Annotated in this window: 20 protein-coding genes; 15 read left to right on the forward strand and 5 right to left on the reverse strand. The window is 64.7% G+C overall.

All coding sequences use genetic code 11. From position 1 onward, the window contains the following. Window positions 1-77: 77 nt before the first annotated feature. The 5 genes from E6C48_RS12080 to E6C48_RS12100 all read left to right on the forward strand — a co-directional run bounded on the left by E6C48_RS12080 (window position 78) and on the right by E6C48_RS12100 (window position 5,047). The gene (locus E6C48_RS12080; RefSeq protein ID WP_136357496.1) at window positions 78-1,370 is read left to right on the forward strand and encodes a flavin-containing monooxygenase; all 1,293 of its coding nucleotides are present in this window, start codon (window positions 78-80) and stop codon (window positions 1,368-1,370) included. A 77-nt stretch (window positions 1,371-1,447) separates the two neighbouring features. Next, window positions 1,448-1,861: a RidA family protein gene (locus E6C48_RS12085; RefSeq protein ID WP_136357498.1), complete on the forward strand. Its 414-nt coding sequence runs from the start codon at window positions 1,448-1,450 to the stop codon at window positions 1,859-1,861. A 5-nt stretch (window positions 1,862-1,866) separates the two neighbouring features. Then, window positions 1,867-2,541 (forward strand): DUF1028 domain-containing protein, encoded by a 675-nt coding sequence (locus tag E6C48_RS12090; protein WP_136357500.1) that lies wholly within the window; start codon window positions 1,867-1,869, stop codon window positions 2,539-2,541. Window positions 2,542-2,570: 29 nt separating this feature from the next. Beyond that, window positions 2,571-4,061: an aldehyde dehydrogenase gene (locus tag E6C48_RS12095; protein ID WP_136357502.1), complete on the forward strand. Its 1,491-nt coding sequence runs from the start codon at window positions 2,571-2,573 to the stop codon at window positions 4,059-4,061. 50 nt (window positions 4,062-4,111) lie between these two features. Further along, complete coding sequence (locus tag E6C48_RS12100; RefSeq protein WP_136357503.1) at window positions 4,112-5,047, forward strand: LysR family transcriptional regulator; 936 nt, start codon at window positions 4,112-4,114, stop codon at window positions 5,045-5,047. An 87-nt stretch (window positions 5,048-5,134) separates the two neighbouring features. Here E6C48_RS12100 and argE read toward each other — a convergent pair whose 3' ends face one another. Beyond that, the gene (gene argE / locus E6C48_RS12105; protein ID WP_136357757.1) at window positions 5,135-6,292 is read right to left on the reverse strand and encodes an acetylornithine deacetylase; all 1,158 of its coding nucleotides are present in this window, start codon (window positions 6,290-6,292) and stop codon (window positions 5,135-5,137) included. Between the two features lie 258 nt (window positions 6,293-6,550). On the opposite strand from argE, the gene E6C48_RS12110 reads away from it, so the two are divergent. After that, entirely contained in the window at window positions 6,551-8,620 is a 2,070-nt protein-coding gene (locus tag E6C48_RS12110) for an oxidoreductase (protein WP_136357505.1), read from the forward strand. A 63-nt stretch (window positions 8,621-8,683) separates the two neighbouring features. On the opposite strand, the gene E6C48_RS12115 is transcribed toward E6C48_RS12110, so the two are convergent. Next, complete coding sequence (locus E6C48_RS12115; RefSeq protein ID WP_136357507.1) at window positions 8,684-9,505, reverse strand: pyruvate, water dikinase regulatory protein; 822 nt, start codon at window positions 9,503-9,505, stop codon at window positions 8,684-8,686. Between the two features lie 402 nt (window positions 9,506-9,907). Between E6C48_RS12115 and hemE the strand changes: the two genes are divergently transcribed. The 3 genes from hemE (at window position 9,908) to rho (ending at window position 12,902) form a co-directional block, all read left to right on the forward strand. Then, window positions 9,908-10,939 (forward strand): uroporphyrinogen decarboxylase, encoded by a 1,032-nt coding sequence (hemE, locus tag E6C48_RS12120; RefSeq protein WP_136357759.1) that lies wholly within the window; start codon window positions 9,908-9,910, stop codon window positions 10,937-10,939. After that, window positions 10,936-11,475 (forward strand): protoporphyrinogen oxidase HemJ, encoded by a 540-nt coding sequence (gene hemJ, locus E6C48_RS12125; RefSeq protein WP_136357509.1) that lies wholly within the window; start codon window positions 10,936-10,938, stop codon window positions 11,473-11,475. The genes hemE and hemJ overlap by 4 nt, the downstream gene beginning before the upstream one ends. A 161-nt stretch (window positions 11,476-11,636) precedes the next feature. Next, window positions 11,637-12,902, forward strand: coding sequence for a transcription termination factor Rho (gene rho / locus E6C48_RS12130; RefSeq protein WP_136357511.1), 1,266 nt, complete (start codon window positions 11,637-11,639; stop codon window positions 12,900-12,902). Window positions 12,903-12,997: 95 nt separating this feature from the next. Here the strand turns inward: rho and E6C48_RS12135 are convergent, their stop codons facing one another. Next, on the reverse strand, window positions 12,998-15,010 hold the full coding sequence (locus E6C48_RS12135) for a thioredoxin domain-containing protein (RefSeq protein WP_136357513.1): 2,013 nt from the start codon (window positions 15,008-15,010) through the stop codon (window positions 12,998-13,000). 57 nt (window positions 15,011-15,067) lie between these two features. Here E6C48_RS12135 and mnmE point away from each other — a divergent pair, with 57 nt between their 5' ends. The 5 genes from mnmE (at window position 15,068) to E6C48_RS12160 (ending at window position 20,754) form a co-directional block, all read left to right on the forward strand. Continuing rightward, window positions 15,068-16,387 carry a tRNA uridine-5-carboxymethylaminomethyl(34) synthesis GTPase MnmE gene (gene mnmE / locus E6C48_RS12140; protein WP_136357515.1) on the forward strand — a complete coding sequence of 440 codons (1,320 nt, stop codon included), beginning with the start codon at window positions 15,068-15,070 and terminating at the stop codon, window positions 16,385-16,387. Window positions 16,388-16,522: 135 nt separating this feature from the next. Next, window positions 16,523-18,394: a tRNA uridine-5-carboxymethylaminomethyl(34) synthesis enzyme MnmG gene (gene mnmG / locus E6C48_RS12145; RefSeq protein ID WP_136357517.1), complete on the forward strand. Its 1,872-nt coding sequence runs from the start codon at window positions 16,523-16,525 to the stop codon at window positions 18,392-18,394. Next, window positions 18,391-19,026 carry a 16S rRNA (guanine(527)-N(7))-methyltransferase RsmG gene (rsmG, locus tag E6C48_RS12150; protein WP_136357519.1) on the forward strand — a complete coding sequence of 212 codons (636 nt, stop codon included), beginning with the start codon at window positions 18,391-18,393 and terminating at the stop codon, window positions 19,024-19,026. The genes mnmG and rsmG overlap by 4 nt, the downstream gene beginning before the upstream one ends. 21 nt (window positions 19,027-19,047) lie before the next feature. Continuing rightward, a complete protein-coding gene (locus tag E6C48_RS12155; RefSeq protein WP_136357521.1) occupies window positions 19,048-19,848 on the forward strand; it encodes a ParA family protein in 801 nt (266 codons plus the stop codon). Between the two features lie 27 nt (window positions 19,849-19,875). Further along, window positions 19,876-20,754: a ParB/RepB/Spo0J family partition protein gene (locus E6C48_RS12160; RefSeq protein ID WP_136357523.1), complete on the forward strand. Its 879-nt coding sequence runs from the start codon at window positions 19,876-19,878 to the stop codon at window positions 20,752-20,754. 116 nt (window positions 20,755-20,870) lie between these two features. Here E6C48_RS12160 and recQ read toward each other — a convergent pair whose 3' ends face one another. Continuing rightward, complete coding sequence (gene recQ / locus E6C48_RS12165) at window positions 20,871-22,673, reverse strand: DNA helicase RecQ (protein WP_136357525.1); 1,803 nt, start codon at window positions 22,671-22,673, stop codon at window positions 20,871-20,873. An 83-nt stretch (window positions 22,674-22,756) separates the two neighbouring features. Next, on the reverse strand, window positions 22,757-23,419 hold the full coding sequence (locus E6C48_RS12170) for a TetR/AcrR family transcriptional regulator (RefSeq protein ID WP_136357527.1): 663 nt from the start codon (window positions 23,417-23,419) through the stop codon (window positions 22,757-22,759). A 328-nt stretch (window positions 23,420-23,747) separates the two neighbouring features. Between E6C48_RS12170 and E6C48_RS12175 the strand changes: the two genes are divergently transcribed. Further along, window positions 23,748-24,860 (forward strand): sugar ABC transporter substrate-binding protein, encoded by a 1,113-nt coding sequence (locus tag E6C48_RS12175; protein WP_136357529.1) that lies wholly within the window; start codon window positions 23,748-23,750, stop codon window positions 24,858-24,860. The last annotated feature ends 47 nt before the right edge of the window (window positions 24,861-24,907 follow it).

Below are 24,907 nucleotides of genomic sequence, written 5' to 3' on the forward strand. Positions count from 1 at the left end.
CGGCCCCTCCGGTAAACCAGCAAGCAGACCTCCGCCGCCCCGCTACGCTTCGCGGGGAGCCAGAAAAGGACGCAGACATGTCGGTTGAAACGGTAGACACGCTCGTTGTCGGCGCTGGCCAGGCGGGTGTGGCCATGAGCGAGCACCTGAGCAAGTGCGGCGTGCCCCATCTCGTGCTCGAACGGCACCGCATCGCCGAGCGGTGGCGCTCCGAGCGGTGGGATTCGCTGGTCGCCAACGGCCCGGCCTGGCACGACCGCTTCCCAGGCATGGAGTTCCCCCGCACCGATGCCGACGGCTTCGCGCCGAAGGAAGAGGTGGCGGACTATTTCGTTGCTTATGCCGAAAAGATCGGCGCGCCCATCCGCTGCGGCGTGGAGGTGAAGGAGGTGCGCCGCAACGTCGGCCGCGCCGGCTTCCGCGTCGAGACTTCGCAGGGCGTGATCGAGGCGCGCAACGTCGTCGCCGCCACCGGGCCGTTCCAGCGCCCCGTCTGGCCGAACCTCGTTCCCGAGACGGCGGGCCTGATGCAGATGCACTCCAACAACTACCGCAATCCCGGCCAGTTGCCCGAGGGTGCCGTGCTGGTGGTCGGCGCCGGGTCCTCGGGCGTGCAGATCGCCGACGAATTGCTGCGCGCCGGCAAGCGCGTCTATCTGTCAGTCGGACCCCACGACCGCCCGCCCCGCGCCTATCGCGGGCGTGACTTCTGCTGGTGGCTGGGCGTGCTCGGCAAATGGGACATGGAGACACCAGGTCCCGGCACCGAGCATGTGACGATCGCCGTGAGCGGCGCGCGCGGCGGCGAGACGATCGACTTCCGCCGCCTGGCTCAGCAGGGAATGACGCTCGTCGGCCTCACCGAATCCTACAAGGACGGCTTGATGCGCTTTGCGCCCGACCTTGGCAAAAACGTCGCGCGCGGCGACGCCAACCTGATGTCGCTGCTCGACGAGGCCGACGCCTATGTCGCCCGCAACGGCATCGACCTGCCGGAGGAACCCGAGGCACGCACGATCGGGCCGGATCCGGACTGCCTGAAGAACCCCATCCTCGAACTCGACATCAAGGAGGCCGGCATCACCTCGATCATCTGGGCGACCGGTTACGCGGTCGACTACGGCTGGCTGAAGGTCGACGCCTTCGACGAGAAGGGCCGGCCGAAACACCAGCGCGGCGTCTCGGCCGAGCCCGGCATCTATTTCCTCGGCCTGCCGTGGCAGTCGCGCCGGGGCTCCAGCTTCATCTGGGGCGTCTGGCACGACGCCAAGCACCTCGCCGACCGCATTTCCACGCAGGGCAAGTATCTGGCCTATCACGCGGCCGCGAACCGCAAGGACGCAGACCTGGCCCGCGCCGCGAACGGCTGAGCGGCAAGGCGAGCCGAAACCCTTTCACGGGCATGCGCAGAACGGCGCGTGCCCGATCCACCCCGACGGAGAGCACCATGGCGCATACGAGAATCCGCAAGTTCAACACCAAGGACACCTATCCCGAGCAGAAGCTGGACAACGACTTGTGCCAGGCGGTGGTGGCGCGCGGCACGACGATCTTCCTGCGCGGCCAGTGTCCGCAGGACCTCGACACCGCAAAGGACATCGGCAGCCACGATCCGGTCGAGCAGACCCACAAGGTCATGCAGAACATCAGGCAGCTCATCGAGGAAGCCGGCGGCAAGATGGAACACCTGGTCAAGGTGGTGGTCTACATCACCGACGTGCGCCACCGCGAGGCGGTCTACCGCACCATGGGCGAATACATCAAAGGCGTGCATCCCGTCTCAACCGGGCTGGTGGTGACCGCGCTCGCCCGTCCCAACTGGCTGGTCGAGATCGACGGCACGGCCGTCATTCCGGACTGAGCGCCATGACCTTCTCGATCGTCGCGCGCTGCGCCAAGACCGGCATGTTCGGTGTCGCCGTTTCCTCCTCCTCGCCGGCGGTTGCGGCGCGCTGCGCCTATGCGCAGGCGAAAGTCGGTGCCGTCGCCAGCCAGAACGTCACCGACCCGACGCTGGGGACGCGCGGGCTGGAGCTGATGGCGCGCGGCGCGTCCGCCACCGAGGCCGTCGCCATCCTGAAACGCACCGGCGCCTATCCCGAATACCGGCAGGTGCTGGCGGTCGACGCGAACGGCATCAGCGCCATTCATTCCGGCCCGAAGGCGCTCGGCACCTGGGCCGAGGCGCGGGCGGAAAACGTCGCCTGCGGCGGCAACCTGCTTGCCCATGACGGCGTGCCGCAAGCCATGGTCGAGGCGTTCCTCGCCTCCGAAGGCCATCTCGGCGACCGCATCGTCGCCACCATGCGTGCCGCGCTGAAGGCCGGCGGCGAGGCCGGCCCGGTGCGCTCGGCCGGCATGAAGCTGGTGCGGGACGTCGCCTGGCCGGTCGCCGACCTGCGCTGCGACTGGACCGAGGGCTGCCCGATCGAGGAACTGGCGACGATCTGGGAGATCTACAAGCCGCAGCTCGACGCCTACGTGACCCGCGCCCTCAATCCCTCCGACGCGCCGAGCTACGGCGTGCCCGGCGACGAATAGCCGACGACACCAAGCGAGCAGGAGCCGTCATGAGCGAACTCGGCCATAAGGACTGGATCGGCAAGGCGGCGGCGATCCGCTTTCGCGACAAGGCCTTCATCGACGGCAAACCGGTCGCCGCGCGCTCGGGCCGCACCTTCGCCAGCATCAACCCGGCAACCGGCGGGACCTTGGCGGAAGTCGCCTCCTGCGGCGAGGAGGACATCGACCTTGCCGTCGCCGCGGCGCGGCGCAGCTTCGAAAGCGGCGTCTGGTCGCGCGCCGCGCCAGCGCACCGCAAGGAGGTGCTTCTGCGGCTCGCAGCACTGCTGCGCGAAAACCTGCATGAGCTGGCGCTCCTGGAGTCGCTCGACATGGGCAAGCTGGTCAACGACGCCGCGACCGTCGACGTGCCGGGCTCGGCGGCGATCTTCCAGTGGTACGCGGAGGCCATCGACAAGCTCTACGACGAGGTCGCCCCGACTGGCACCGGCAATCTTGCCCTTGTGCGCCGCGAGCCGCTCGGCGTCGTCGGTGCCGTTGTGCCGTGGAACTTCCCGCTCGACATGGCGACATGGAAATGCGCGCCGGCGCTCGCCGCCGGCAATTCGGTGGTGCTGAAGCCGGCCGAGCAGTCGCCCTTCTCGGCGCTCAGGCTGGCGGAACTCGCCATGGAGGCGGGACTGCCCGCCGGCGTCCTCAACGTCGTGCCGGGGCTCGGCGAAACCGCCGGCCAGGCGCTCGGCCGCCATATGGACGTCGACTGCCTCGCCTTCACCGGCTCGACGGCCGTGGGCAAGATGTTCCTGCAATATTCCGGGCAGTCGAACATGAAGCAGGTCTGGCTGGAGACGGGCGGCAAGAGCCCCAACCTGGTCTTCGCCGATTGCAGCGATCTCGATGCGGCGGCCGACATGGCGGCCTTCGGCATCTTCTTCAACCAGGGCGAGGTCTGCTCGGCGAACTCGCGCCTGCTCGTGCAGCGGAGCGTCAAGGACGCGCTGGTCGACAAGCTGGTGCAGCGCGCCGCAAGCATGCAGCCCGGCGATCCTCTCGACCCGGCCTCGAAGATGGGGGCCATGGTCGACGCCGGCCACACCGCCAACGTCATGCGCTTCATCGAGGCCGGCCGGAAGACGGCGCGGCTGGTTGCCGGCGGCGACCAGGTCAGCGTCAACGGGCGCGGCAGCTTCGTGCGGCCGACCATCTTCGACGACGTCGCGCCGAACGACGTGCTGGCCCGCGACGAGATCTTCGGCCCGGTGCTTGCCGTCGTCGCCTTCGACGACGAGGACGAGGCCATCCGCATCGCCAACGACAGCGTCTACGGGCTGGCCGCATCCGTGTGGACGGACAGCCTGTCGCGCGCCCACCGCATCGCCGAGCGGCTGAGAGCCGGCACGGTTTCGGTCAACACCGTGGATGCCTTGAGCCCGATGACACCCTTCGGCGGATTCAAGCAATCGGGCTTCGGCCGCGACCTGTCGCTGCACGCCTTCGACAAGTACACGGCACTGAAGACGACCTGGATCAAGTATTGAGAGCCGCCCCGGCTTGATTGCCGCCCCGTGAAGCGGCAAGAGTGCGGCTCATGCCGCTCCGTTTCACGCTCAGACAACTGGAATACTTCGTCGCCGTGGGCGAAGCCGGCTCCATCGCCAAGGCGGCCGAGCAGGTCAACGTCTCGCCGCCGTCCATCTCGGCCTCCATCGCGCAGCTGGAAACCGAGTTCGGCGTCCAGCTCTTCGTGCGCAAGCATTCGCACGGCCTGTCGCTGACGGCCGGCGGGCGTGTCTTCCTGAAGGAGGCGGCGCGGCTGCTCGCCGACGCCGAGGCGCTGCACGACATCGCCGGCGACATCGCCGACAAGGTGCGCGGCCCGCTGGCCATCGGCTGCCTGCTGACCTTCGCGCAGATCGTCCTGCCGGCGCTGCGGCTGAAGTTCGAGCAGGTCTATCCGGACGTGCGCGTCAGGCAGCTGGAGCGCGACCAGGGCCAGTTGCTGCAGATGCTGCAGACCGGCGAGATCGACGCGGCACTGACCTACGACCTCGAATTGTCGCAGGACATCACCTTCGAACCGCTGATGGTGCTGCCCGCCTACGCCATGCTGCCCGCCAACCACCGCTTCGCCGGCAAGACGGTGCTGACCGCGGAGGAACTGGTAGACGAGCCGATGGTGCTGCTCGACCTGCCGTTCAGCCGCGAATACTTCCTCTCCACCTTCCAGCAGAAGGGGTTGCGGCCCAACATCGCCGAGCGCACCGGCGATATCGCGGTGATGCGCTCGATGGTGGCCAACGGCTTCGGTTACGGCATCGCCAACATGCGCCCGCTCAACACCATGTCGCCCGACGGCAAGCCGCTGGTGTTCGTGCCGATCAAGGGCGATATCCGACCCCTCACCATGGGCGTGCTCCTGCCCAATGCCGAGCACCGCACGCAAACCGTGCAGGCCTTCATCGACCATTGCCGCCGCTTCGTCGCCGAGCAGGGCGTGTTCGGCATCGAGCGCGTGGTGAGGTAGGCCAGCCGCCCTGCCCGCCCAAGCGCGTCGCGATCTTTCAGATTCGCTCCGTACCCGAAACCGGTTCCCACTTTCGGGAGACATGCTTCAGGCAATACCGGCGGCGAGCCGCTCCACGAGCTTGTCCAGCATGTCGTCGCACCGGCGCATCTGTTCGACGCCGACGAATTCGTCCGGCTTGTGGCCCTGCGCCATCGAGCCCGGCCCGCACACCACCGTCGGCGTGCCGACATCGCGGCTGAACAGGCCTCCCTCCGTGCCGAAGGCCACCTTGATGGTGCCGTTCGCGCCGATGAGCGATTTCACGAAGGCGACGGCCTCGGAATTCGTCGGCGTGTCGAGACCCGGATAGGTGTTGAAGACCTCGATGTCGATCGCCGCTTCCGGCGCGATGGAAGACGCCTCGGAGGCGATGCGCGCGGCTTCCTTCCTGATCCGTTCAAGGATCGCCTCGGCATTGTCGGCGGCGATATTGCGGATCTCGAAATCGATCCGGCACAGGTTCGGCACGATGTTGAGCGCGACGCCGGCATTCATCCTGCCGACATGCACGGTGGTGTAGGGAATGTCGTAGTCACCGTCGCGCGCGCCGTCGCGGGTCAGCCGTTCCTGCTCCTTGCGCAAGGCGGCGACGAAATCACAGCCGAGGTGGATGGCGTTGAGAGCGAGCGGCGCCAGCGCCGAATGGCCTTCCCGCCCCCTGCAGATGGCGTGCGCGCCGATCTTGCCCTTGTGACCGGTGGCGACCTGCATCGCCGTCGGCTCGCCGACGATACACAAAGCCGGCTTTTGCGGCGCGGCGCGAAGCATCTCGACCAGGCTGCGCACGCCGATGCAGCCGATCTCCTCGTCGTAGGAAAGCGCCAGATGCAGCGGCGTCTTCAATTCCATCTTCGCGGCCTTGAGCGCCGCCGCGAGGGCGCTGGCGACGAAACCCTTCATGTCGGCGGCGCCGCGCCCGTAAAGCTTGCCGTCGCGCGCGGTCATCTCGAACGGCGGCAGCGTCCAGTCCTGCCCGTCGACGGGAACGACGTCGGTGTGGCCGGACAGCATGACGCCGGCGCCACCCGCCGGTCCGATCGTGGCAAAGAGGTTCGCCTTGTGGCCATCCTCGCTGTGGATGATCTGCGATGCGATGCCATGGGCCTCGAGCAGGCCGGCCACGTAGGAGATCAGGTCGAGGTTGGAGTCCCGGCTCACCGTCGGGAAGGCGATGAGCCTTTCAAGGATTTCGATGCTGTCCATGCTCGCGACCTCTTTTGTTCCGGTCATGTCTAGCATCCTGCCACGGCGATCCGAAACTCGCTTTTGACGACGCGCGGCATCGCCGCATCTTAATCCGCACCGCCGGTGGCACCCATTAGGACCCTCCTAATCGATGCAGAAGAAAACTTTTGTTTCCCGCTCCGTCGCACAATCTAAGAGTGACGGCGCCATCCGGCTTCACGTCCGCGGCCACGGCTTCGCCGTGCCGGACCCGCCGCGACAGCAGGAGGAGTTTCCATGCGCGACCCACGCTACGATATCCTGTTCGAGCCGATGAAGATTGGCCCGCATGTCGCGAAGAACCGGTTCTACCAGGTGCCGCACTGCAACGGCGGCGGCTATCGCGATCCTTCTGCGGCGGCGGCCATGCGCGGCATCAAGTCCGAGGGCGGCTGGGGCGTCATCTTCACCGAGCAGACCGAGATGCACCACACCTCGGAGATTACCCCCTTCATCGAGCTGCGCCTGTGGGAGGACCAGGATATCCCCGGCCTTCGCCGCATGTCCGACGCCATGAAGGTGCATGGCGCGCTCGCCGGCATCCAGCTCGCCTATTCCGGCATCAACGGCCCGAATTTCTATACCAAGGAAGTGCCGCTCGCCCCGTCCGCGCTGCCGATCCGCACCTTCACCAACGATCCGGTGCAGGCCCGCGCGCTCGACCTCACCGACATCAAAAATCTCCGCCGCTGGTTCGTCAACGCGGCGAAGCGCTCGAAGATCGCCGGCTTCGACCTGATCTGCCTCTACGGCGCCCACGGCTTCGGCATCTTCCAGCATTTCCTGTCGCGTGCCACCAACCAGCGCACCGACGAATATGGCGGCAGCCTGGAAAACCGCTCGCGCTTCGCCCGCGAGGTGGTGGCCGATATCCGCGAGGCGGTCGGCGACACGACCGCGATCACCATGCGCGTCAGCCTCGACGAGACGATCGGCGAACTCGGTTTTTCCAACGCTGAGGTCCGCGAGTTCGTCGCAATGAACGCCGACCTTCCGGACCTTTGGGATCTCGCCCACGGCGCCTGGGAGGATTGCTCCGGCCCCTCGCGCTTCAAGGAAGAGGCTGCGCAGGAGCTGCTGGTCAAGGGCATCCGCGAACTGTCGTCAAAGCCGGTCGTCGGCGTCGGCCGTTTCACCTCGCCGGACGTCATGGTGAGGATGATCAAATCCGGCACGCTCGACTTCATCGGCTGCGCCCGGCCTTCCATCGCCGATCCGTTCCTGCCGAAGAAGGTCGAGGAAGGCCGCATCGAGGACATCCGCGAGTGCATCGGTTGCAACATGTGCATCACCGGCGACATGACCATGTCGATCTCGCGCTGCACGCAGAACCCGACCTTCATGGAGGAGTGGCGCAAGGGCTGGCACCCCGAACGCATGCAGGCCAAGGGTGACAGCGAGAGCGTGCTGATCGTCGGCGCCGGTCCGGCCGGACTGGAAGCGGCACGGGCGTTGGGCTTGCGCGGCTATCAGGTGGCGCTGGCCGAAGCCGGCACCGAGCTTGGCGGACGCGTGGCGCGCGAATGCAGGCTGCCGGGGCTCTCGGCCTGGGGCCGCGTGCGCGACTATCGCCAGTACCAGATCGGCAAGATGGCGAATGTCGACGTCTATTTCGACAGCCGGCTCACCGCCGACGACATCCTCGCCTTCGGCTTCCAGAACGTGGCGATTGCCACCGGCTCGACATGGCGACGCGACGGCGTGGCGCGCGCCCATGTCGTGCCGATGCCGATTGACCCCGCCATGCCTGTCTACACCCCCGACGACCTGATGGACGGCAAGGCGCCTTCCGGCAACGTCGTGCTGTTCGACGACGACCATTACTATATGGGCGGCGTGCTGGCGGAACTAATGGCGCGGCAGGGCGCGAAGGTCACGTTGGTGACGCCTTCCGCCTATGTCTCGGACTGGACCCGCAACACGCTGGAACAGGGCGCCATCCATCGCAGGCTGGCCGAACTGGGCGTCGAGATCGTGCTGAACCGTTCCGTGACGCGGATCGCCGGCGGCGGCGTCAAGACGGCCTGCGTCTATACCGGCACCGAACAGGAGATGGATGCCGATGCGGTGGTGCTGGTGGCCTCGCGCCAACAGAACGACGCGTTGTGGCAGGAGCTGAAGGGCCGCCGCGGCGAATGGGCCGACAACGGCATCCGCTCGATCAGGGTGATCGGCGATGCCGAGGCGCCCGGACCCATCGCGTGGGCCACCTATGCCGGCCACCGCTTCGCGCGCGAGCTGGACGAACCGGACATCGGCGACGCCCTGCCGTTCAGGCGGGAAGTGACGGCATTGGCGGCGGAATAGATTCTTTCCTCACAAGTCCGGACGGAAAACCGGTTCCCACTTTTCCTGGAATTGCTCCGGCCGCTACCGCCCCTTGCCGCGCAGTCCCAGGATCGCGGCCGCCGTCTCCTCGATCGAGCGGCGGCTGACGTCGATCAGCGGCCAGCCATGGCGCGCGCAAAGCTGGCGGGCATAGGCGAGTTCTTCGGCAATCGTGGCGCGATCGACATAGGTCGCCGAATCGTAGCCCGGCGTGGTGCCGAGCAGGCGGTTCTGGCGCACATGCGAGATGCGTTCGGCGGTGGCGACGAGGCCGACGACCAGCGGGCCTTTCAGCTCGATCAGGCTTTGCGGCATCGGCACGCCGAGCACGATGGGGATGTTGGCGGTCTTGATGCCACGATTGGCGAGATAGATGCTGGTCGGCGTCTTCGACGTGCGCGAGATGCCGATCAGCACGATGTCGGCCTCGTCGAGATCGTGCTGGAGCTGGCCGTCGTCGTGCTCCATCGTGAAGTTCAGCGCATCGATACGGCGGAAATAGTCGGCGTCGAGCACATGCTGGGCGCCGACGCGGCGGCCGGCCGGCGTGCCGAGATAGGACTGGAAGACCGTCAGCACCGGCTCCAGCACCGAAACGCAGGGCAGGCCCATGGCCGCGCAGCGCTCGTCGATGCGATGCGCCAAGGCCTGGTCGACCACCGTGTAGAGGACGATGCCCGGTTCCTCCTCGATATCCTCGAACACCTTCATCAACTGCTTGTCCGTGCGGATCAGCGGATAGATGTGCTCGATGGCGCGCGCATCCTTGTACTGCGCCGACGCGGCGCGGCCGGCGGCCAGCAGAGTCTCGCCGGTCGCATCCGAAATCAGGTGCAGATGGAAGAAGCTTTGCGGTTTGTTCACGATCTTCTTTGCACCCTGTGGGCCGGTGTGGACAAAGCGGGAGAGCCGGACGGCCGCCGCCAAGGCGACTGTATCAGAAGCCGATTTGTCCACAATCGAGGCCGGATCGGTATCCTCCGGCTGGGTGGGGACAAGTTCGGGGACGAGCCGAACCGTTCCTGCACTATCCACAGGCCACAGCCTATGGAGGCGGGCTCAAGGCTTTGTATTTTCTTTGTGATTCCTGGCCATCCACCGTCTTTTCCCGAAGGCGAAATCCTGGTCGCGACACTATGGCGACTGGACTTTAAGGCGCCGGAACTGGACAGCTGCGCATTCCCGATTCAAACAGACTCTTAGAATCAGAAGATTCCTTAAAATCTCTTTTCTTTGATTTAAGGACACCTTGTGAAAGCGAGCGCGATGGCACCGGAACGGACAGTGCTGAGGGTGCTGAAGGGCGAGACGGTGTTTCCGCCGCCCCTTTGGATGATGCGGCAGGCCGGCCGTTATCTCCCTGAGTACCGTGAGAGCCGCAAGCGCGCGGGATCGTTCCTCGATCTCTGCTACGATCCGGATCTGGCCGTCGAGGTGACCTTGCAGCCGATCGAGCGATTCGGCTTTGACGTGTCCATCCTGTTTTCCGATATCCTTGTCGTGCCCCATGCGCTGGGCCGGATGCTGCGCTTCGAGGAAGGCCGCGGCCCGCAGATGATGCCGATAACGGCACGTGAGATAGACGCACTGGAGACGGAAGCGTTTCACGTGAATCTGGCACCGGTCTATGAAACGGTGCGGCAATTGCGGCAGAAACTGCCGGCCGAGACGACGCTGATCGGCTTCTGCGGGGCACCTTGGACGGTGGCGACCTACATGATCGCCGGCCACGGCACGCCGGACCAGGCGCCGGCGAGACTGTTCGCCTATCGGGAGCCGGAAGCCTTTCGTAAGCTGCTTGGACTGCTCGCGGCACAGTCGGCTGACTATCTGATCCGGCAGATCGAAGCGGGCGCCGATGCGGTGCAGATCTTCGATTCATGGGCGGGCGTGCTCGACGAGGCTTCATTTGAGGCCTTCTGCGTGGAACCGGTCAGGGAGATCGTGGCGCGGGTGAAGGCGGCGCATCCCGATGTGCCGGTGATCGGCTTCCCGAAGGGCGCCGGCGCCGGTTATGCCTCCTATCGTCAAAAGACCGGCGTGGACGGGTTGGGGCTCGACTGGACCGTTTCGTTGACGGCGGCGCAGGCCTTGCAGCGCGAAGGCGCAGTGCAGGGCAATCTCGATCCGTTGCGGCTGGTGGCCGGCGGGCGGGCGCTCGAAGACGGAGTGGATGCCATCCTGAAGGCGCTCGGCAATGGTCCGCTGATCTTCAATCTCGGTCACGGGATCGTGCCGGAGACGCCGATCGCCCATGTCGAGGCGATGGTAAGGCAGGTGCGGAGCGCGGTGCGATGACGAGCGGCAGCGGAACGGCGGACAGCGGAGCGACCGCGCTGAAGCGGGCGGCGATTGCCATTGTCATCTTCCTCGTCCTGGCAGGCCTGCTGTTCCTGTTCGGCCCGGACGATTTCTATCCCTGGGCCAAGGCCATCCATGTTATCGCCGTCATTTCCTGGATGGCCGGCATGCTCTACCTGCCGCGGTTGTTCGTCTATCACGCCGAGGCGGAGACAGGCTCGGTCCAGTCCGAGACGTTCAAGGTGATGGAACGGCGCCTGCTGCGCGGCATCATCAACCCGGCTATGGTGGTTGCCTGGGCGTTCGGCCTGTGGCTTGCCTGGAAGGGGCACTGGTTCTCCGACGGCTGGCTGCATGCCAAGCTTGCCGCCGTCATCGCGCTGTCGGCCGTGCACGGCTATCTGTCGGCGGCGGTGCGCAAATTTTCGCAGGATCGTAACGAAAAGCCGGCGCGGCACTGGCGGATCGTCAACGAAATCCCCACATTGTTGATGATCGTCATCGTCATCTTGGTGATCGTGAAGCCGTTCTGAGCGCAACGACCCCGGTGAAAAGCCCGCTTGCTCTTTGCAGGGGCCGGCGATAAAAGACGGGTCTTCCTCCCGCCATGCGCCCGCCTTTGTCTGCTTGCGGCCGCGTCGGCAATCGTCGCATTCCGTCGATCTTTCTCCCATTGCCTATTCAGAGTCCGCCTATGCAGGAAATGAAACTCGCAGAGTTCAAGAACAAGAAACCGCCTGAGCTGATCGCTTATGCCGAATCGCTCGAGGTCGAGAACGCCAGCGTCATGCGCAAGCAGGAACTGATGTTCGCGATCCTGAAGAAACTGGCGGCGCAGGACGTCGAGATCATCGGCGACGGCGTGGTGGAAGTGCTGCAGGACGGCTTCGGCTTCCTGCGCTCGGCCAACGCCAACTACCTGCCGGGTCCGGACGACATCTACATCTCGCCCTCGCAGATCCGCCGCTTCTCGCTGAAGACCGGCGATACGGTGGAAGGACCGATCCGCAGCCCGAAAGAAGGCGAACGCTATTTCGCGCTGCTCAAGGTCAACACCATCAATTTCGACGATCCCGAGAAGATCCGCCACAAGATCCACTTCGACAACCTGACGCCGCTCTACCCGACGGAGCGGCTGAAGATGGAAACGGAAGCGCCGGCTGGCAAAGATATTTCGCCGCGCGTTATCGACCTGGTGGCGCCGATCGGTAAGGGGCAGCGCGCGCTGATCAACGCGCAGCCGCGCACCGGCAAGACGGTGCTGATGCAGAACATCGCGCACTCGATCACGACGAACCATCCGGAATGCTATCTGATCGTGCTTTTGATCGACGAGCGGCCGGAGGAAGTCACCGACATGCAGCGTTCGGTCAAGGGCGAGGTGATTTCCTCGACCTTCGACGAGCCGGCGGCGCGCCACGTGCAGGTCGCCGAAATGGTGATCGAGAAGGCCAAGCGACTGGTCGAGCACGGCCGCGACGTGGTCATCCTGCTCGATTCGATCACGCGCCTCGGTCGTGCCTACAACACCGTCGTCCCCTCTTCCGGCAAGGTGCTGACCGGCGGTGTCGACGCCAATGCGCTGCAGCGGCCGAAGCGCTTCTTCGGCGCGGCGCGCAACATCGAGGAAGGCGGCTCGCTCACCATCATCGCCACCGCGCTGATCGACACCGGCAGCCGCATGGACGAAGTGATCTTCGAGGAGTTCAAGGGCACCGGTAACTGCGAGATCCAGCTCGACCGCAAGGTGGCGGACAAGCGCATCTATCCGGCCATGGACATCCTCAAGTCCGGCACGCGCAAGGAAGACCTGCTCGTTCCCCGCGCGGACCTGCAGAAGATCTTCGTCCTGCGCCGCATCCTGGCGCCGATGGGCACGACCGATGCGATCGAGTTCCTCATCGACAAGCTCAAGCAGACCAAGACGAATGCGGATTTCTTCGATTCGATGAACACCTGAGCCCGCGCCGCGAGGCACGTATCTTGGAATGAAGAACGGCCGCGCAAGCGGCCGTTTTGTTTTGGTTCCTGATGCGTGGGTCGAGATGTTGGAGATCACCGGCGGCGCAGGAGCTCGTTCAGTTCGCCCGGATCGGTGACCGGCGGCAGGCAAACCTGTCCGGTGCACAGATAAGCGCCTGGTCTGTCCACGGGCGGCATGACGTTTCCCGGCAGAAGCGGTCGATTCGCCTCCGTTCCAACTGTGAGCAGGATATCGACGCGGCGCGGATCCGGATTCCGATTCGCCACCGGAACGAGCCTTGGTGCTTCTGGTGTATCGATCACGACGAGTTTCATCGGTTCGATCGCCATGGCGCAGGCGTTGACGATGCCGGCCTGGCCATAGGCCTGTCTGGCGATGCGGCCTGCGGCATGTTCGGCGACCAGATAGGCTTGCTCGGCCAAAGCGGCGTCGCCGGTCAGGCTGGCGTAGCGGACTTGCGCTTCGATGATCTGCGCCGTCGCCGACGGGATCGCGTCGTCGACGTCGCCGCGAACGCGAAGCGGTACATCCATGCTGTCTGAGGCTGTCAGATAATACCCTGTACCCTCCTCGTCGCGGTACCAGGCATCGAGCTGTTCGAGCAGTGCACCTGCCGTTGCGACGTAGTCCTGCTCGAGGGTTGCCTCGAATAGTGCGATGGCGGCGTTGGCCATGGCGGCGTAGTCGCTGGAGAGGGCGGGATACAATCGCGCCGGACCCAGGATGGAATGCGGTAGCCGATCTTGCGCGCGCGCAGCGAGGATGTGGGCAAATGCCGCTTGCGCCGCTTCGATCCAGTCCGGCCGATCGAGACTGCGGCCGCATTCGGCAAGGGCGACGATAGCGAGCCCGTTCCAGTCGGCCAGGATCTTGTCGTCGCGACCCGGCCTGGCACGGGGTTCGCGCGCCGAGAGCAGCGCGCTTTTCAACGTCCGGACGCGTTCTGGCTCTTGAAGGCTGCGCTCGCGCTGGTCGGCGGTCTGGAAGATGATGGGACTGCCTTCCCATCCGGGCGGGCTGGCGAGGGAGAAGAATCGGTCGAAATCGGCCGGATCGACGGTCGCGTCGACCTCCGTCCGCGTCCAGGTGTAGAAAAGCCCTTCTTCTCCATCGCTGTCGGCGTCCAGGCTGGCGGCGAAGGCACCGTCACCGGTTCGCATCTCGCGCAGGAGCCAATCGATGGTTTCTTCGATTCGGGTCCGGAACAGTTTCTTTCCGGTCGCGGCATAGGCCCAGTTGCACAGGCGCAGCAACTGGGCGTTGTCGTAGAGCATTTTCTCGAAATGCGGCACCAACCATTCAGCGTCGGTCGAGTATCGGCTGAGCCCGCCGCCAATATGGTCGTATATGCCGCCGGAAAGCATGGCTTCCAGGCTGATCAGGACGGCGTCGCGATGCTGCTGGTTGCTGGAAGCTAACCATGACAACCAAAGCGTGTGAATGAAGGGCGTGTTCGGGAACTTCGGTGCGCCGCGCAAGCCGCCACGTTCGCCATCCATCATGCCGCCTATGCCCTCGGCCAAAGCGGTGAGGCTTCCGGGACCGAGTTGCGTCTTGCCGGCGTTTGCCGATAGCTGGGCATCGACATGCGCGATCAGCGCGTCGGCGCTTTGGGCAAGGCTTTCGGCCTTGTCCCGCCACGCCTTGTCGACCGCTTGCAGCACCTGGATGAAGCCTGGCCGGCCGTAGCGCGGTTCGCGCGGGAAGTAGGTTCCACCCCAGAACGGCTTTCCCTGCGGCGTCAGGAACATGGTGAGCGGCCAGCCGCCCTGCTCTCCCATGGCGGCAAGCGCAGCCATGTAGATCTGGTCGATGTCCGGCCGTTCCTCCCGGTCGACCTTGATATTGACGAACAGCCGGTTCATGACGTCGGCGACTTCGGCGTTCTCGAAGCTTTCATGCGCCATGACGTGGCACCAGTGGCACGCGGCATAGCCGATCGAAACGAGAACGGGCTTGCCGGTCGCCTCGGCTTCGGCGAGGGCTTGCCGCGACCAGGGCCGCCAATGCACGGGGTTGTCGGCATGCTGGCGCAGGTAGGGGCTCGCCTCGCGGGCCAGCAGGTTTTCCGGAGGCAGGGGCATGAGTGATATTTATCTCCGCTGAGAACTGAACGTAGGGCGGACCAGCCGGGCAGGCAAATGATCTTCTCCGATTCCATTGTCGCATTGTCGAGCGGCCGCTTGCCGGCGGGCGTCGCGGTCGTCCGCGTTTCCGGCCCCGAAACTCGATTCGTTATCGAAACGATTGCCGGAATCCTTCCTGAACCGCGCGTCGCCGTCTTTCGCCGGTTGCGTGATGCCGACGGTGGCACTATCGATCATGGGATCGTCCTTTTCTTCCCCGGACCCAACAGTTTTACCGGCGAGGATGTAGCGGAATTCCAGGTTCATGGTGGCAAGGCGTCGGTTTCCGCTCTGCTGGATCGGTTGACGGCATTCGAAGGGGTCCGCCATGCGGAGGCCGGCGAATTCACCCGGCGCGCCTTTCTGAACGGAAAGCTCGATCTTCCGCAAACCGAGGCGCTTGCGGATCTCATCAATGCCGAGACGGAAGCGCAGCGGCGCTTTGCGGCGGGCAATGCCGATGGCGCACAGGGTCGCCTTTACCAAAGCTGGCGCAAGCGGCTCATTCACGCGCGCGCGATGATCGAAGCGGAGATCGATTTCGCCGACGAAGACGATGTGCCCGGTTCGGTCGCCGATGCGGTCACGGCGGATATGGGCATCCTGATCGGAGAGATTGAGTCGCATGTCGAGGGGTTTCGGGCTGCCGAGATCATCCGCGATGGCTTCGAGGTCGTGATTCTAGGGCCACCCAATGCCGGCAAATCCAGCCTTCTCAACGCATTGGCCCGGCGTGACGTGGCCATTGTCACGGACGAACCCGGCACGACGCGCGACCTGCTGGAGGTTTCGCTCGACCTGAACGGACTTTATGTACGCATTGTCGACACGGCAGGATTGCGGGAAGCCGCAGGCGCGGTCGAAGCGATCGGTATCGAAAGGGCGAAAACCCGCGCCCGCGATGCGCATCTGGTGCTGTTGCTGCATGATATGGCCGGGGCCGATCAGATCGATCCAGCAGGGGTTGGATCCGTGCCAATCCTGCACATCGGGACAAAAGCGGACCTCGAACCCTCAGGCCGGGACAAGCCCTACGAACTCGTCCTATCGGCTAGAACCGGCGCCGGCTTGACTGAGCTGACGGATGAGATCGCGCGCCGCGCGAAAGCTCAGGTCGAAAGCGCCGGAGACATCCTTCCGTCGCGCCTCAGGCATGTCGAATTGCTCAGGGATACGCTTGGGTTTCTACGCCAGGCGGTGGAGCGATATGAGGAACGCGATGTGCAGGCAGAGATGCTGCGTCTGGCCACGGATCGGTTGGGTCGGATTGTTGGGGCGGTCGACGTGGAAGACCTTCTCGACGTGATTTTCGGACAGTTCTGCATCGGCAAGTGATTCACGTGAAACAGAGTCGCGCTATTGAGCGATGATTCACGTGAAACATCGCGATCGAGATTGTTTCACGTGAAACGGCTGGCTTGACAGGAGCGTGGCCGACGCCCAAGTGTCGCGCCCAAGGATGGAAGGACCATGACTGGAAACTACGACGTCGTCGTCATCGGCGGTGGGCATGCCGGTTGCGAGGCCGCGAGCGCGGCAGCACGTTCCGGCGCACGGACGGCCTTGGTGACGCTGCGTTTCGATACGATCGGCGTGATGAGCTGCAACCCTGCGATCGGTGGCCTTGGGAAAGGCCATCTGGTGCGGGAGATCGATGCCATGGACGGGCTGATGGGCCGTGTGGCGGATGCCGCCGGGATCCAGTTTCGTTTGCTGAACCGGCGCAAAGGGCCGGCTGTGCGCGGTCCGCGTGCCCAGGCCGATCGCAAGCTGTACCGTTTGGCGATGCAGGCTGCCATTCAGGAACAGAAAGGCCTTGAGGTCATCGAGGGCGAGGCGGTCGATTTCGAGATCACTGGCGGACAGGTCGCAGCGGTCATGCTGGCCGATGGTCAGAGGCTGTCTTGCGGCGCCGTCGTGCTCACCACCGGGACGTTCCTACGCGGGCTGATCCACATAGGTGAACGCAAGATCGTTGCCGGACGGATGAACGAACAAGCCTCCGCAGGCTTGTCGACAACGTTGACCCGGGCCGGCTTTCGGCTAGGTCGCCTGAAGACCGGCACGCCCCCTCGCCTCGATGGCCGCACCATCGGCTGGGCCTCGCTCGACATGCAGCCGGGCGATGACGAGCCCGTACCTTTCTCCTTGCTGACGGACCGGATCACGACCCCGCAGGTCGAGTGCGGGATAACACGGACGACGCCCGATACCCACGCTGTCATCCGGGCCAATCTCGGCCGGTCGGCGATGTATTCGGGGTCGATCGAAGGCATCGGTCCGCGCTATTGTCCGTCGATCGAGGACAAGATCGTCAAGTTCGGCGATCGCGAAGGCCATCAGGTGTTCCTGGAGCCGGAGGGCCTCGACGATCACACCATCTATCCGAACGGCATCTCCACGTCGCTTCCGCAGGATGCGCAGTTCGAATTGCTCAAGACCATCCCGGGGCTCGAGCGGGCCGTCATGCTGCAGCCAGGCTATGCCATCGAGTACGACCATATCGATCCGCGCGAGCTGGAACCGACGCTGGAGACTGCGAAAGTCCGGGGATTGTTCCTGGCTGGGCAGATCAACGGCACCACCGGCTATGAGGAGGCTGCCGCGCAGGGTTTGCTCGCCGGCCTCAACGCGGCAAGGTCCGCGTCCCGGTCGGAGCCGGTCCTGATCAGCCGCAGCGAGGCTTACATCGGGGTGATGATCGACGACCTCATAAGCCGTGGCATCAAGGAACCCTATCGGATGTTCACGTCGCGGGCCGAGTTCAGATTATCGCTGCGCGCCGACAATGCGGACGAGCGGTTGACGCCGAAGGCGATCGCGCTGGGTATTGTCTCAAGCGAGCGGACTGGACGCTACAGCCAAGTGAAGGCGCGGATCGATGAGGCGCGGTCGCTGGCGCTGTCCTTGCAGTTGACGCCCAATGAAGTGGCGCGCCACGGACTGGAAATCAACCAGGATGGCGTACGCCGCTCCGGCTACGATCTGCTTGCGCGGCCCGGTGTGGACGTGGCGTGGCTTGCCGGCGTCGATCCTGCCTTCGCAAAGATCGACGCCAAGACGGCGGAAGCTCTTGAAACAGAAGCGAAATATTCCGTCTATCTGGAGCGTCAGAAGGCCGACGTCGCGCAATTGCAGCAGGAAGAAGCGCGTGCCATCCCGGCCTCACTGGATTTTTCGACCGTGCCCGGCCTATCCAACGAATTGCGACAGAAGATGCGCGAGCGGCGCCCGCGCTCGGTGGCGGACGCGCAACGCATGGAGGGCATGACGCCGGCGGCGCTGGCGCTCATCGTCGCGCATGTGCGCGCCAGTGAACTGGCCGATAGGGGCGCGGCGTGAGCCTGCAGTCTCTTGAAGGACTGCAAAGGGTCGCTGGTCCCGTTTCACGTGAAACATTCGACCGCTTTGTCGAATTCGAAGCGCTTTTTCGCAAATGGAACCAGCGCATCAATCTTGCGGCTCGATCCACCGAATCGGATCTCTGGTCGCGGCATATCCTCGACAGTGCGCAGCTGGCGGTATTGCGGCCGCAAGCGCAGCGATGGCTGGATCTCGGCTCCGGTGGTGGCTTTCCCGGTCTGATTGTCGCGCTCATTGAAAAGGAACGCGGCGGTTTCGTCGAACTGGTTGAAAGCAACCGAAAGAAGGCCGGCTTTTTGCAGGCCGCGATCAGTCATTTCGCACTGCCCGCGCGCGTCGTCCCGCTTCGCATCGAGGACGCCCCGGCTGCCGTGACCCAGCCGCAGGTCGTCACAGCGCGTGCGCTGGCTTCCCTCGACGTCCTACTGAACCTTGCTTTCCCCTGGTTGTCGGCAGGCGCCACCGCGCTGTTTCACAAAGGCCGGGATTACCGGCGCGAGATCGAAGAAAGCGTTCACCGCTGGTCCTTCGATCTGTTACAACATCCGAGTCTGATCGATCCGGACGGCGTTATCCTCGAGATATCCAATCTTCACCGGGTCGAGTCCTGATATATGCAGTTCTGATATATGATGAGCATGACCGCACCCAGGATCATCACTGTCGCCAACCAGAAGGGCGGCGTCGGCAAGACGACGACGGCGATCAATCTCGCCACGGCGCTGGCCGCGATCGGCGAGCGCGTGCTGATCGTCGATCTCGATCCGCAAGGCAACGCCAGTACCGGCCTCGGCATCGATCGCCGCGACCGCACAGTCTCCTCCTATGACGTGCTGACGGGTGAACTGGATATCGAGGCGGCGGCGATGCCGACGGCTGTCCCGGGTCTGTCGATCGTGCCGTCCACGCTCGATCTTCTTGGCATCGAAATGGAGATCGCTTCGGCACCAGACCGGGTGCTCAGGCTGCGCAACGCGTTGCGCGACGCGGCCCAGCGGTCGGGCATGTTCAGCTATGTGCTGATCGACTGCCCACCTTCGCTCAACCTGCTCACGCTCAATTCCATGGCGGCTGCCGATTCGGTGCTGGTGCCACTGCAATGCGAGTTTTTTGCCCTCGAGGGCCTTAGCCAGTTGCTCGAAACCGTCGAGCAGGTGCGGGGTTCCATCAATCCGGACCTGACGATCCAGGGCATCGTTCTGACGATGTTCGATGGCCGCAACAATCTCGCCAACCAGGTGGTGCAGGACGTGCGCGCGCATATGGGCGACAAGGTCTATGAGACGGTCATTCCGCGCAACGTGCGGGTCTCGGAAGCGCCGTCCTACGGCAAGCCGGCGATCCTGTACGACCTCAAATGCTCGGGCAGCCAAGCCTATCTGCAACTGGCGTCCGAGGTTATCCGCCGCGAGCGCCGGTTGCGTGCCGCATAAACGATTCGACACCGGAACGATTCAAGAATGAATGAAGATCCTTCTAGAAAGCGGCTCGGGCGAGGCCTTGCCGCGCTGATCGGGGAAATGGACCGCCCTGCTCCCGCTCCGGAAAAGCGCGCGGCGGCCGATGGCAAGGCGCCGATCGAATTCGTTTCGGCGAACCCGAAGAATCCGCGCCGCAGCTTCGCCGAGGCCGATCTGACGGATCTGGCGCAGTCGATCCGCGAACACGGCATCGTCCAGCCTGTGGTTGTGCGTCCTTCCCCGTCGCAATCCGGGCGCTATGAGATCATCGCTGGTGAGCGGCGCTGGCGCGCGGCGCAACGCGCCGGGCTGACGGAGATCCCAATCATCGTTCGTGAGGTCAGTGACCGGACGGCGCTCGAACTGGCGATCATCGAGAATGTCCAGCGCGCCGACCTGAATCCCGTCGAGGAAGCGCAAGGCTACCAGCAGCTGATCGACGAGCATGGCTACAGCCAGGCCGACCTCGGCCAGGTGATCGGCAAGAGCCGCAGCCATGTCGCCAACACGCTGCGGCTTCTGAAGCTGCCGCCCGTCATCCGCGACATGCTGGTGGACGGCGCGCTGTCGGCCGGCCATGCCCGCACGCTGGTCACGGCGGAGGACCCGGCAGGCTTGGCCAAGCGGATCGTCGAGGAGGGCCTGTCCGTGCGCCAGGCGGAAGCGTTGGCGCAGATGCCAGCTGCCGCACAGCGCGAAGCCAAGCCCGGCGCGCCGGCCGAAAAGGATGCCGACACGCTGGCCCTGGAAAAGCTCCTGTCGGACACGCTTGGCATGAAGGTGCAGGTGGCGCACAAGGACCGGGGCGGTGAGGTTCGCATCGGCTACCGCACGCTGGAGCAGCTCGACGAGTTGTGCCGACGCCTCAAGCAGGACTGAAAGCACGCGATTTTTCGAAGTGCTCCCGGAGGAATAATGCCTCTCCGCCGTCGATGTCTCCCAACTCGCCAACCTATAATAAGCCGGCTAAATATGGAAATATTGGCATGCGCCGGTCAGTTCGCGTGCTCGGCGATCACTGACAGGAAAGCAGGACCATAACGCTCCAGCTTGGCCTCGCCGACACCGGGAACGGCCGCCATCTCGCGGCGCGACGTAGGACGCGCGGCGGCGATTTCAATTAGCGTCCTGTCATGGAAAATCACGTAGGGCGGCACGTTCTGCGCGCGGGCGATCTCCATGCGCTTTTCCCGCAACGCCTGGAACAACGCGCGATCGGTGTCGGGCAGATCGGCCGACGCCTGCTGGCGCGAAACTTTCCCCTGCCGCGCCCGCGGTGCCGCCGGCACGCGCAGCATGAGGGTCTGCTTTTCGCGCAGGAACCGCCGGCCCGCCTCTGAAATCGACAGGCCGCCGTGGCCGGCGAGATCGACATCGATCAGCCTGAGCGCGACCAGCTGGCGCAGGATCGCCCGCCACGTGCGGTTGTCGTGCTCCTTGCCGATGCCAAAGGTGGAAATGCCGTCATGGCCGAAGCGAAGGATGCGCTCGTCTTCGACGCCCAGAAGAACGTCGACGACATAGGCCTGGCCGAAGCGTTCGCCAGTCCGGTGGATACAGGAAAGCGCTTTCTGCGCCGCGATGGTTCCGTCGAACAGGCGCGGCGGCTCGGCGCAGGTGTCGCAGTTGCCGCAAGGCTCGCAGCGGTCGCCGAAATAGGAGAGCAGCGCCTGGCGGCGACAGGTCGCCGTTTCGGCAAGCCCGAGCAGTGCGTCGAGCTTCTGCCGCTCCATGCGCTTGCGCTGCTCGGGCGCTTCCGACTCCTCGATGAAGCGGCTGCGCAGCGCCACGTCCTCGGAGCCGTAGAGCATCAGCGCATCGGAGGGCAGGCCGTCGCGCCCGGCGCGCCCGGTCTCCTGATAGTACGCCTCGATGCTGCCCGGCAGGTCGATATGGGCGACAAAGCGCACGTCCGGCTTGTCGATGCCCATGCCGAAGGCGATGGTGGCGACCATGACGACGGCCTCGTCGTTCTGGAAGCGCGTCTGGTTGGCCTGGCGCGCGGCCCTGTCCATGCCGCCGTGAAAGGGAAGGGCGTCGTAGCCCTGGGCGCAAAGCCAGGCGGCGGTCTCTTCCGTCTTCCGTTTCGACAGGCAATAGACGATGCCGCTTTCGCCGGCATGGTCTTTCAGGAAGCGCGCCAACTGCCCCCGCGGGTCGTCCTTCTCGCGGATTTCATAGCGGATGTTGGGGCGGTCGAAGCCGGCGATGAAGGCGTCGCTTTCGGAAATCCGCAGATGCGCAAGAATCTCGGCCCGTGTCGGCGCATCGGCGGTGGCCGTCAGCGCCATCCGCGGCGTGTCGGGAAACGCCGCTACCAGCGCGTCGAGTTGCTGGTAAGAGGGGCGGAAGTCGTGACCCCACTGCGATAGGCAATGCGCCTCGTCGATGGCGATCAGCGACAGCGGCACTCGGCTGAGGCGCTCCATGATTTCAGGTCTGAGCAGCGTCTCCGGCGCCATATAAAGTAAGTCGAGCGCGCCCATGGCCACATCCCGCCACAAAGCGCGGCGCTCGTCGCTGGGCAGGTCGGAATTGAAGGCCGCGGCCTTGACGCCCGCCTGGCGCAGGGCCGCTACCTGATCGGCCATGAGGGCCAGCAGCGGCGAGACGACCAGACCCATGCCGGGGCGCGCCATTGCCGGAATCTGGTAGCACAGGGACTTGCCGCCGCCCGTCGGCATCAGCACGAAGGCGTTGTTGCCGGCCGTCACATGGCGGACGATGTCAGCCTGCGGTCCGCGAAAGGCGTCATAGCCATAGACCGTTTTCAGGATATGCAGGGGATCGGCGGACAAGGCGGGCTGCTTGAAGACATGGGAATTCGGCGACGAATCACTCCCTAGCAGATTCGTGCGTCGCTGCGCGAAACCGGGCGAGCCTATTTGCCGGCGGGCGGCTCGGTCTTGCAAACCAGGCGCAGGATGGTTTCCACGTTGAAGCGCAGGCGCTCCTCCAGGGCTGCCGGCGTCATCAGGTCGCGCTGGAATATGATCGAGCCGGAAAAGCGGTTGGTGAAATAATAGTAGCCGATCGCGGCGATGGTGATGTTGAGCTGCACCGGGTCGATGCCCGCGCGAAAGTCGCCGCTCTTTTCGCCGCGATCGAGCAGTGCGCCGACCATGCCGACGAACCGGCGGCTGACCTGCTCGATCGTCTGCGACTTCTTCAGGTGCCTTGCCTTGTGCAGGTTCGCGCTGTTGACCAGCGTCAGGAACTCGGGGTTCTTCAGATAGTAATCCCAGGTGAAACGCACCAGCCGCTCGAGCGCCTCGCGCGGCTCAAGCCGGTCGAGGTCGAGCTTCTGCTCGGCGGTGCGGATGTCGACATAGGCATCCTCCAGCACGCGCTGGAACAGGTCTTCCTTGCTGTTGAAGTAGTGATAGATCATGCGCTTGTTGGCCTTCGCGCGCTCGGCGATGACGTCGACGCGCGCGCCGGCGAGTCCGCTCTTGGCGAACTCCTTCTTGGCTGCGGCGAGGATCCTCGCCTGCGTCGCCTCCGCGTCGCGGATCCTCGGTCTGGGTGCGCTCTTCACCGTCATCGCCGCCTCCTGTCGCCATGGCCGGAAGGCAGCTGACCTTCCGACACGTTCCGTCTGATTCCGACAACGGGGCCATCCGGCCGCCGGAATCACTTTCGCACTGGAGATAACGTACTGGTTACTTGGCGTGCGCGCCAGTGCCGTCGTCTCCGCCCGTACCCGTTGCCGCGCAAGGGCCGTTCGTACTGGGCCTCTTCATAGGTTCTTGGAAACGGCGTTGACACTGTTTCGATAAAGAAGTAACTAGATGGTGCAATAAAGCTCCGGCGAAGACGTAAATCGAGCGATTTCCTTCGATGGCGGGGCGCGGACGAACCGGGAGGAAGGCATGTCGTTCATCAAGAAATTCATCGAGCAGGAGACGATCAACCGCCGCAACCTGCTCTTGGCCTCGGCCTATGGCCTCAGCGGCGCGGCGGCGTTGCGCATGTTCGGCGCGGGCGCCGCGCATGCCGCGGTGGAGAACCCGACGATCGCGTGGAGCTATCGCGACCGCACCAATCCGTACTGGAACTATATCGTGTACGGCGGCGAGGCCTTTGTCGAAAGTCTCGGCCTGCCGAAAAGCGCGCTGGTCAATCTCATTAACGAAGGATCGAGCGAGAAGTCGCTGGCCGACGTCAAGGCGCTGCTCGCCAAGGACGGCAACAAGGTCGCGCTGGCGATCGACGCCAACGACGCGCCGAACTGCCGCCCCGTGGTCGAGGCCGTCGCCGCCGCGGGCGCGCATGTCTCGACCATCTGGAACAAGACCGACGACCTGCATCCCTGGGATTTCGGCGACAATTACGTGTCGCACATGACCTGGTCGGACGAGGGGCCGGCGGAGCAGACCGCCCGCATCCTGTTCGACGCGATGGGCAAGAAGGGCGGCGTCGTCCATCTCGGCGGCATCGCCTCCAACAACCCCGCCGTCGAGCGCCTCAACGGCCTGAAGAACGCGCTGAAGGATTATCCCGACATCCAGCTTCTGGATGCGCAGCCGGCCGACTGGGACACGCAGAAGGCGAACCAGATCATGGCGAGCTTCCTCACCCGCTACGGCGACGAGATCAAGGGCGTCCACTGCGCCAACGACACGATCGCCTACGGCGTCCTCGAGGCGCTGCGCGCCGAAGGCATCGAAGGCATGCCCGTCGTTTCCTACGACGGCAACGAGCGGGCGGTCGAGCTCGTCGCCAAGGGCGAGATCCTGGCGACGGTCTTCACCAATCCCTACTGGGGCGGCGGCATCACGGCGGCCTTGGCCTACTATGCCACCATCGGCGCCTTCAAGCCGTCGGACGAGCCGCACGAGCATCGCGAATTCTACGGGCCGACGATCCTCATCACGCCCAAGGACGCGCTCGACTTCAAGGCCAAGTACCTCGACACCAACCCGACCTACGACTGGAAGGACTTCTGGGGTCCGAGCAACGGCCCGATCCAGTACAAGTCCTGATCTCGGACGGATGCGGCTGTTCACCGGCCGCATCGCAACACGGGGCG

Source organism: Ollibium composti (genome assembly GCF_004801285.1).
GTDB classification, from domain to species: Bacteria; Pseudomonadota; Alphaproteobacteria; order Rhizobiales; family Rhizobiaceae; genus Mesorhizobium; species Mesorhizobium composti.

Bases quoted from the DNA above. Each gene is read 5' to 3' on its own strand.
- hemJ (WP_136357509.1), top strand. From the start codon at position 10,936: ATGACGAGCGGCAGCGGAACGGCGGACAGCGGAGCGACCGCGCTGAAG.
- E6C48_RS12080 (WP_136357496.1), top strand. From the start codon at position 78: ATGTCGGTTGAAACGGTAGACACGCTCGTTGTCGGCGCTGGCCAGGCG.
- rho (WP_136357511.1), top strand. From the start codon at position 11,637: ATGCAGGAAATGAAACTCGCAGAGTTCAAGAACAAGAAACCGCCTGAG.
- argE (WP_136357757.1), bottom strand. From the start codon at position 6,292: ATGGACAGCATCGAAATCCTTGAAAGGCTCATCGCCTTCCCGACGGTG.
- E6C48_RS12135 (WP_136357513.1), bottom strand. From the start codon at position 15,010: ATGCCCCTGCCTCCGGAAAACCTGCTGGCCCGCGAGGCGAGCCCCTAC.
- E6C48_RS12090 (WP_136357500.1), top strand. From the start codon at position 1,867: ATGACCTTCTCGATCGTCGCGCGCTGCGCCAAGACCGGCATGTTCGGT.
- E6C48_RS12100 (WP_136357503.1), top strand. From the start codon at position 4,112: ATGCCGCTCCGTTTCACGCTCAGACAACTGGAATACTTCGTCGCCGTG.
- E6C48_RS12095 (WP_136357502.1), top strand. From the start codon at position 2,571: ATGAGCGAACTCGGCCATAAGGACTGGATCGGCAAGGCGGCGGCGATC.
- E6C48_RS12110 (WP_136357505.1), top strand. From the start codon at position 6,551: ATGCGCGACCCACGCTACGATATCCTGTTCGAGCCGATGAAGATTGGC.
- mnmE (WP_136357515.1), top strand. From the start codon at position 15,068: ATGATCTTCTCCGATTCCATTGTCGCATTGTCGAGCGGCCGCTTGCCG.
- E6C48_RS12170 (WP_136357527.1), bottom strand. From the start codon at position 23,419: ATGACGGTGAAGAGCGCACCCAGACCGAGGATCCGCGACGCGGAGGCG.
- E6C48_RS12160 (WP_136357523.1), top strand. From the start codon at position 19,876: ATGAATGAAGATCCTTCTAGAAAGCGGCTCGGGCGAGGCCTTGCCGCG.
- E6C48_RS12155 (WP_136357521.1), top strand. From the start codon at position 19,048: ATGAGCATGACCGCACCCAGGATCATCACTGTCGCCAACCAGAAGGGC.
- E6C48_RS12175 (WP_136357529.1), top strand. From the start codon at position 23,748: ATGTCGTTCATCAAGAAATTCATCGAGCAGGAGACGATCAACCGCCGC.
- E6C48_RS12085 (WP_136357498.1), top strand. From the start codon at position 1,448: ATGGCGCATACGAGAATCCGCAAGTTCAACACCAAGGACACCTATCCC.
- hemE (WP_136357759.1), top strand. From the start codon at position 9,908: ATGGCACCGGAACGGACAGTGCTGAGGGTGCTGAAGGGCGAGACGGTG.
- mnmG (WP_136357517.1), top strand. From the start codon at position 16,523: ATGACTGGAAACTACGACGTCGTCGTCATCGGCGGTGGGCATGCCGGT.